The organism is Bacillus sp. LR_5 (assembly GCF_042709275.1).
This window is the reverse complement of record NZ_JAVAXX010000617.1, coordinates 1-1,111: the sequence shown is the minus strand read 5'-3', so window position 1 is coordinate 1,111 and position 1,111 is coordinate 1. Positions and strand designations below refer to the sequence as shown.

3 protein-coding genes and 1 pseudogene are annotated in these 1,111 nt (G+C 40.6%); all 4 read left to right on the top strand.

The genetic code is table 11. From position 1 onward, the window contains the following. Nucleotides 1–171: pseudogene (locus RAC86_RS38990) on the top strand (type I methionyl aminopeptidase); the annotation flags it as partial. Nucleotides 172–481: 310 nt separating this feature from the next. Next, nucleotides 482–700: a translation initiation factor IF-1 gene (infA, locus tag RAC86_RS38985; RefSeq protein WP_003156508.1), complete on the top strand. Its 219-nt coding sequence runs from the start codon at nucleotides 482–484 to the stop codon at nucleotides 698–700. Nucleotides 701–733: 33 nt separating this feature from the next. Further along, a complete protein-coding gene (rpmJ, locus tag RAC86_RS38980; RefSeq protein WP_003156543.1) occupies nucleotides 734–847 on the top strand; it encodes a 50S ribosomal protein L36 in 114 nt (37 codons plus the stop codon). A gap of 22 nt (nucleotides 848–869) precedes the next feature. Next, nucleotides 870–1,111, top strand: a 242-nt coding sequence (rpsM, locus tag RAC86_RS38975) for a 30S ribosomal protein S13 (protein WP_377886988.1), incomplete at its 3' end; no start/stop codon positions are given.

Genomic DNA, 1,111 nt, shown 5'->3' with positions numbered 1-1,111 from the left:
AAACCTGGCATGGTTCTCGCTATTGAACCTATGGTGAACGCTGGCAGCCGCTACGTGAAAACATTGGCTGATAACTGGACGGTTGTAACGGTAGATGGGAAAAAGTGTGCTCATTTTGAACATACGATTGCGATTACGGAAACGGGTTTTGATATACTGACGAGAGTCTAGGTGATGAAATAATTCCGAAGACAGATGTTTTTCCGGCTTGATAGGGCAGAAAGTTTGGATGAACATTGGCAGGACCGAATTCATCTTGTCGTTGTCATTGGGGTTGTTGACCATCATCAATGTACTAACAGCAGACGGAGAAAAGCGTACATTACATTCTCCTAAGAAAAAGAATATCAATCATTTAACCCTTTATGATTGCGTATCTCCGGAAGTTCAGAACAGTATAAACGAAACAGGGCGTGTGACAAACTTCTTTTGAAATTTGTCAGAAAGCAAGTTACTGATTTGAAGAAGGGAGAACACTTGAATGGCGAAAGACGATGTAATTGAAGTGGAAGGTACTATAGTCGAAACACTGCCAAACGCGATGTTCAAAGTTGAACTTGAAAATGGCCACACTGTTTTGGCTCATGTATCTGGTAAAATCCGCATGCACTTCATTCGCATTTTACCTGGAGACAAAGTTACGGTAGAATTATCTCCATATGACTTAACTCGTGGCAGGATTACGTACCGTTACAAATAAAGCACTCCGGAAACTGAAGGAGGTTGGAAACACATGAAAGTGAGACCATCAGTTAAACCAATCTGCGAAAAATGTAAAGTTATTCGCAGAAAAGGAAAAGTAATGGTGATCTGTGAAAATCCAAAGCATAAACAAAAACAAGGATAATTTATAAGGAGGTGCCCAGAGAATGGCTCGTATTGCTGGTGTAGATATCCCACGTGACAAACGTGTTGTTATTTCTTTAACATACATCTTCGGAATTGGCCGCACAACGGCTCAGCAAGTTTTAAAAGAAGCTGGAGTTTCAGAAGATACTCGTGTGCGCGATCTTACTGAAGAAGAACTTGGTAAAATCCGTGATATTATTGACAAACTGAAAGTAGAAGGTGACCTTCGCCGTGAAGTTTCTCTTAATATCAAACGTCTGAT